Genomic DNA, 6,574 nt, shown 5'->3' on the forward strand with positions numbered 1-6,574 from the left:
ACTCTATAACTCAGCAACTCTATAACTCAGCAACTCTATAACTCAGCAACTCTATAACTCAGCAACTCTATAACTCAGCAACTCATTATGACAACCGAAGATAAACTTTTAGGAAAACAAGTCGAATATCCCCAACACTATTGTCCGGCTATTCTTGTGGCGGTTCCCCGGCGGCTGAACAGGGAAATCTATGGCATAGACCACCCGGACCGTCTGTTTTGTGGTTATGACAGCTGGCATGCCTACGAAGCCAGTTTTATCCTGGATAATGGTATACCGGTAGCCGGGATGTTGAAAATTACTTATCCGGCTTCCAGTCCCTCGATTGTAGAAAGTAAATCTTTGAAATTGTATTTAGGTTCCTTTCATATGGAAGCTTTAGGCAAGACACTCGGGCAGGCTGTCGACCGATTCGTTGCCACAGTAGCTGCCGATCTTAGTGCGTTGTTGTGTACCGAAGTAAAAGTCCATTTTTATGAAGATGTCCCTTCTTTTCTGCCTTTTGATTTCAATGATTACACCCTGCTGGAAAAAGAGCCCGACACCTATGCACTCCAGTTTTCCGTCTATCAGGAAAACCCCGCCTTACTGACCGAAAACATCCAGGAAGCAGGGGAATTAAAAGTATGTAGCCATCTACTGAAAAGTAACTGTAAGATCACCCGTCAACCCGATTGGGGAAGTTTGTACATTCATCTGAAAGGCCGGACACAACCGGCCTATGCCTCTCTGTTGAAATACATCGTTTCGCTGCGTAATGAAAATCATTTTCACGAAGAAATTTGTGAGATGACTTTCAAACGCCTCAGTGATCTTTTCCAACCCGAAATTCTCATGGTAAGTTGCTTATACACCCGTCGTGGCGGGATAGATATTTGTCCTTGCCGGGCCAACAAACCGGATTATCTGCCGCATTATCTGCCCCAAGCCGATATACTGACCCAGCGGAATTTCCGGCAATAACCGCCTGCTTTCTTTCTGTTAAACCCCCGTTCCTGTTTTAGCTGTCATCACCGTTTTCACTGTATTTATAAATCTATTTGCCGAGTATCTTTTCGTACGTACCGTCCTTCAACACTTCCAATCCTTTCTTCAGCATATCGTTCTCCTCATTCATAATCTGATACATCTCGTTCATATTCCAAAGATCCCGGGCTATCAATGCTTTCAGCTGCAATTTAATGGTAGGCAAAAGAGGTTTCAGTGCTTTATCGTCTCTGGGGATATCCGCTTTTTCCCCTGCTTTTACAATTTCATCGATCATGGCATCGGTCACCTGAAAATTCTTCACAAAAGAATCGAAATCAGGATATTTCTTTTTCAGCTGATCCCTGTTTTTATCGATATAATTGGCAATAAACTCACCGATTACATTTTTAGCGATCAGCCGGTTAAAGTACAAATAGCTGATCGTCGTATCGAGAGGCACGAACACGTCCGGGATAATACCTCCTCCACCGTATACAGGGCGTTGTTTTACTTTCGTAAAATATTTCAGGGAATCATTCACTACAATACTGTCAGCACTGACCATTTCTCCGCTCCGATACCGGTTATACAACTCGGCTTCATAATCTTCTTCGCCTTTCGAATAAGGTTTTTGTATACATCTCCCCGAAGGCGTATAATAGTGGGCTATCGTCAGCCGGACCATAGATCCGTCGGTCAGAGGAAACTGTCTTTGCACCAAGCCTTTCCCGAAAGACCTCCGGCCCACCAATACGCCCCTATCCCAATCCTGAACAGCTCCGGAGACAATCTCACTGGCAGAAGCCGAATTGCCGTCGATCAATACGACCACCCGTCCACCCTGCAAGAGTCCTATAGGCGTTGAATATTCTTCGCGCCGACCGGAATTGACCCCGTCGGTATAAACGATCATCTTCCGTCCATCCAACAAGTGATCGGCGATACCGATAGCGGCTCCCATATATCCCCCTCCATTCGTCTGCAAGTCCAGTATCAAATCTTTCATCCCCTGAGCCTGCAATTTTTTGACAGCTTCCTCGAATTCATCGATCGTGGTCGCTGCAAAACGGGATAACTTGATATATCCGGTCGTCTTATCCAGCATATAAGTAGCATCGATACTATAAATCGGAATTTTTCCCCGGATAATGCGGAAATCCATATTTTCATGTCCTCTCAGCACGCCGACCTTGACAATCGTACCTTCCTCTCCTTTCAAGCGCTTCCGGACCTCTGTATTCGATAATTTTTTCCCGGCGATATTCTCTCCGTCCACGGAAACGATCCGGTCTCCTGCCATCAATCCGGCCTTCTCGGAAGGGCCGCCAGGCACGATAGCCACAACAGCCAACGTATCCCGGAGAATAGTAAACTGAATACCTATACCGAAAAATCCACCTTCCAAAGGCTCGTTCATCTCATCCACTTCTTCCTTCGTGATATAAACCGAATGAGGATCGAGATCGGACAAAGCTTTTATAATCGCATCTTCCGTCAGCTTCTGCAAATTTACGGTATCGACATAAAAGGCATCGATATAGGCCATCAGCCGCTGATATTTTATGCTTTGTTCTCTCACCTGATTCTCCCGGTTTTGTGCTATCGTCCGGTTGAATAGTGCTCCTGTCAGCAGCAAGAGCCCTGTCAAAATAAAAAGTCTTTTCATCTTATTTAAAGTTACTTCGTTATCCAGGAATAGTTATATCTCTACTTCTTCTCAAGTTCCAATACTTCCAAATCTTTCATTTTCCCCTTTTCTATGACAAAACGGATGGCTGTCCTGACTTTATGGAAACCATACTTCCCGGCAGCCCCGGGATTGATGTGTAAACATCCCAGCGTCTTATCGAACATAACTTTCAGGATATGAGAATGGCCGCAGACAAACAGCTGCGGGCGTTCGTCGTACAATAGCGTCCGTATTCCGGCGTCATAATGTCCGGGATATCCTCCGATGTGGGTCATCACTGTTTTTACTCCTTCACAATCGAATATTAAAGTAGGGGCAAACATCGTCCTTATCCCTCCTCCATCGATATTACCGTATACAGCGCGTAAATTAAAGTTGGCGGCCAAACGATCGGTAACCGCTAAATCACCGATATCCCCGCAATGCCAAACCTCATCGCAATCTTTGAAAAAATCCAATATCTTGCTATCCAACCAGCCATGTGTATCCGATAATAATCCTATTTTCATAAGCTCTTATGCTCTTCTAATTTATAAAGCATCTTTATTTCTTCCGCCCAGTTTTCTTCATCGGGAGTTTCCAGAATCAGCGGCATACGATCGAAACGGGGATCTCTCATAATCCGGCGGAAAGTCTCTATACCCAATTCGCCTTTCCCGAGCACCTCGTGCCGATCGACATGAGAACCTTGCCCTTTTTTAGAATCGTTCAGATGCATACCTTTCAGATACTTCAATCCGATCACTTCATCGAAATGCTCAAAAGTTTCCTGAAAGCCGTTTTCACTCTTGAGGTCATATCCGGCAGCGAAAGCATGACAGGTATCGATGCATACTCCAATCCGGTCTTTATCTTCAACTTTGTCGATAATATAGGCCAACTGTTCAAAAGTATATCCCAGATTAGACCCTTGTCCGGCCGTATTCTCAAGCACGGCACAGACACTCTTGGTCTTATCCAGCGTGATATTGATCGATTCGGCAATTATCGTCAGGCACTCCTCCTCACTCACTTTCTTCAACGAACTTCCCGGATGAAAATTGAGTAGTTTCAGTCCCAGTTGTTCACAACGCAACATTTCATCCAGAAAAGCACTCCTGGATTTTTCCAAAGCCTCTTTATCGGGATTTCCCAAATTGATCAGGTAACTATCATGAGGCAGAATCTGATCGGCCGTATAACCGAATTCCTGACAACGCTGCTGAAAGCGTTCCACATTTTCAGCCGAATAGGGTGCTGCCACCCATTGGCGTTGATTCTTCGTAAATAAAGCGAAACCTTTCGCTCCGATCCGATAAGCATTTACAGGAGCATTCTCCACTCCACCCGATATACTGACATGTGCTCCGACATATTTCATATTCCGATGTCTTTTAATAATAATCTTCTGTTTAACTTCAGTCTCAAGAGGTATAACGCCCGATCAACACAAAAGTTCAATAATTTGCAAAGTTAATTTTTTATACTAAATATCTCATATCCCTCTCCCACAAGATCGTAATCTATCCTTAAAATCTATCCTCCGGGATTTACAAACCTACAAAAAGTTAGCCGAAATCTTACTTAACGTCTACAAAATTGGAAATAGTTTTATTAAAATAAAAGCGGGCATCTTCAACAATGCCCGCTTTCACATCTTCCGTCTTTCGGTTATTTAATCAACTCTACGCTTCTCTTCACAAATTTATTCAGTGCTTCTCCTTTCAACAGACCGTTAGCGAGTAAGGCAAGGTCGATCAACTGGCCGACCACCTGATTACCTTTACCATATTCCTGCAACAGCTCTTGTTTTTGTTTTCTCAAGCCATTGATCTTATCGTCATATTCTTTCTTCCGGTCTTTGTCGACTTGTGGAATTTCATCTTCTTTCTTCCCTTTGTTCAGTTCGTCGATCTCTGTTTTCTTCCCTTCATTTTCTTTAATTTCGAAATCGATCGGTTCGAGTTTAGCCGCCATTTCTTTCTGTTCATCAGCCAGGATATTCTTTACCAGCTTATGATCGGTATTCACCACCAACGTAAACTGGTCGTCCATAGCTCCATAGAATCCCATCCCCGGATTCATGGCAGCCATCTCTTTCATCCGCCGCATAAACTCAGAACGGGTGATTAAAACAGGATCGGCCGTTTCGCCCAACGCTTCGAAATTGACCACATACATGCCTCCTTCTTTGGGGAGTTGTGCATTGAAAACATCCTTCATCTCCTCCTGTTCAGCTTCGCTCCAATCGGTTTCCTTCGTTTCATTTTTAGGAATCAGTTTATCGATCACATCCGAGTCGACACGTAAAAATTTATGATCGGCATTTTTCTGCTCGATATGATTGATAAAATGCGTGTCCAACTGCCCATCCATCACCAAAACGTCATAGCCTTTATCCTTCGCAGCCTGGATGTAAGTATATTGTTCCTGTACGTCGGTAGCGTACAGATAAACGATATGATTGTCCTTATCCGTTTGGTTGACTTTCACCAGATTTTCATACTCTTCCAGGGTAAAATATTTCCCATCGGTATCTTTGAGCAGCACGATAGGATTGGCCCGTTCGGCAAATTTCTCATCTGTCAGCATGCCGTATTGGATAAATACCTTCAGGTCATCCCATTTTTTCTCGTACTCTTCCCGGTTGTTTTTGAAGATATCGGTCAGGCTGTCGGCCACTTTCTTCGTAATGTGGTTGGAAATCTTCTTCACATTCCGGTCACTTTGCAAATAGGAACGGGATACATTCAACGGAATATCCGGCGAATCGATCACCCCATGCAGTAAAGTCAGGTATTCGGGTACGATCCCTTCGACAGAATCGGAAACATATACCTGATTGCTGTATAATTGAATTTTATTTTTTTGTATTTCAAACTTATTATCGATTTTCGGGAAATAAAGAATACCGGTCAGATTAAACGGATAATCTACATTCAAATGGATATGGAACAAAGGATCTTGTGCCATGGGATACAATTCCCGGTAGAATTTCTGATAATCTTCTTCCTTCAGTTCGGATGGTTTACGTGTCCACAGCGGATTGGTGTCATTGATGATATTATCTTCTTCGGTATCGACATATTTTCCATCTTTCCATTCTTTCTTCTTTCCGAAAACAATCTCTATCGGGAGGAATTTACAATACTTCGTCAATAAATCCTGTAGCTTATTCTCTTCCAGGAAATCCTTTTCCTCGGCATTGATATACATAATGATATCCGTTCCCCGTTCGGCTTTTTCGGTATTTTCCAGGGTGTATTCGGTATCTCCTTCACCGGTCCATTTTACAGCCTGCGCTCCTTCTTTGTACGATTTGGTCACGATTTCCACCTTATCGCTCACCATAAAGGCAGAGTAAAATCCCAATCCGAAATGACCGATGATCGTAGCGGCATCATCTTTATGTTTTTCCAAAAATTCTTCTGCTCCCGAAAAAGCAATCTGGTTGATGTATTTTTCCACCTCTTCCCGGGTCATTCCGATACCGCTGTCGGATACCGTCAAAGTACCTGCCTCTTTGTCAGCTTTCACCCGCACCCGCAAATTAGAAGCCTCCCCTTTAAATTCTCCCGAAGATGCCAATACTTTCAATTTTTGTGTAGCATCTACTGCATTCGACACTATTTCACGAAGAAAAATTTCATGATCCGAATAGAGAAACTTCTTAATAATCGGAAATAAATTCTGCGTTGATACTCCTATTTTTCCAGTTGCCATAGTATATCTGTTTTTTAGTTTTAAATTCAAGTTTACGCAAGTAAATACACAATTGTTATGCCAAAAAAATGAAAGTGACAAAAAGACAGCCCAAGCTTCAAATCCATAGCAATCCCAATAAGAATAAAATAAAGCAGTTATATACATATTTACACTTATAAACGTAGGTTTATTTTTTCTTTCTATTCCGATTCCGGGTTTTATCCCGTCAGA

At 43.0% G+C, this 6,574-nt stretch carries 5 protein-coding genes; 1 reads left to right on the forward strand and 4 read right to left on the reverse strand.

Features of this window, described 5'->3' with window-relative positions:
* The first annotated feature begins 87 nt into the window (after positions 1-87).
* The gene (locus AC5RDS_RS13340) at positions 88-963 is read left to right on the forward strand and encodes a 7-cyano-7-deazaguanine reductase (protein ID WP_022160836.1); all 876 of its coding nucleotides are present in this window, start codon (positions 88-90) and stop codon (positions 961-963) included.
* A 73-nt stretch (positions 964-1,036) separates the two neighbouring features.
* Here the strand turns inward: AC5RDS_RS13340 and AC5RDS_RS13345 are convergent, their stop codons facing one another.
* The 4 genes from AC5RDS_RS13345 to htpG form a co-directional block, all read right to left on the reverse strand.
* Positions 1,037-2,635, reverse strand: a complete 1,599-nt coding sequence (locus AC5RDS_RS13345) for a S41 family peptidase (RefSeq protein ID WP_013611213.1) — start codon at positions 2,633-2,635, stop codon at positions 1,037-1,039.
* 41 nt (positions 2,636-2,676) lie between these two features.
* Positions 2,677-3,168: a metallophosphoesterase family protein gene (locus AC5RDS_RS13350; protein ID WP_494222368.1), complete on the reverse strand. Its 492-nt coding sequence runs from the start codon at positions 3,166-3,168 to the stop codon at positions 2,677-2,679.
* Positions 3,165-4,019: a deoxyribonuclease IV gene (gene nfo, locus AC5RDS_RS13355; protein ID WP_046403648.1), complete on the reverse strand. Its 855-nt coding sequence runs from the start codon at positions 4,017-4,019 to the stop codon at positions 3,165-3,167. The genes AC5RDS_RS13350 and nfo overlap by 4 nt, the downstream gene beginning before the upstream one ends.
* Before the next feature lie 290 nt (positions 4,020-4,309).
* On the reverse strand, positions 4,310-6,361 hold the full coding sequence (htpG, locus tag AC5RDS_RS13360; RefSeq protein ID WP_013611216.1) for a molecular chaperone HtpG: 2,052 nt from the start codon (positions 6,359-6,361) through the stop codon (positions 4,310-4,312).
* Positions 6,362-6,574: the final 213 nt, after the last annotated feature.

This window comes from Odoribacter sp., assembly GCF_985060555.1.

Coding starts and splice junctions, on each gene's coding strand:
- nfo (WP_046403648.1), bottom strand. CDS start 4,019: ATGAAATATGTCGGAGCACATGTCAGTATATCGGGTGGAGTGGAGAAT.
- AC5RDS_RS13350 (WP_494222368.1), bottom strand. CDS start 3,168: ATGAAAATAGGATTATTATCGGATACACATGGCTGGTTGGATAGCAAG.
- AC5RDS_RS13345 (WP_013611213.1), bottom strand. CDS start 2,635: ATGAAAAGACTTTTTATTTTGACAGGGCTCTTGCTGCTGACAGGAGCA.
- AC5RDS_RS13340 (WP_022160836.1), top strand. CDS start 88: ATGACAACCGAAGATAAACTTTTAGGAAAACAAGTCGAATATCCCCAA.
- htpG (WP_013611216.1), bottom strand. CDS start 6,361: ATGGCAACTGGAAAAATAGGAGTATCAACGCAGAATTTATTTCCGATT.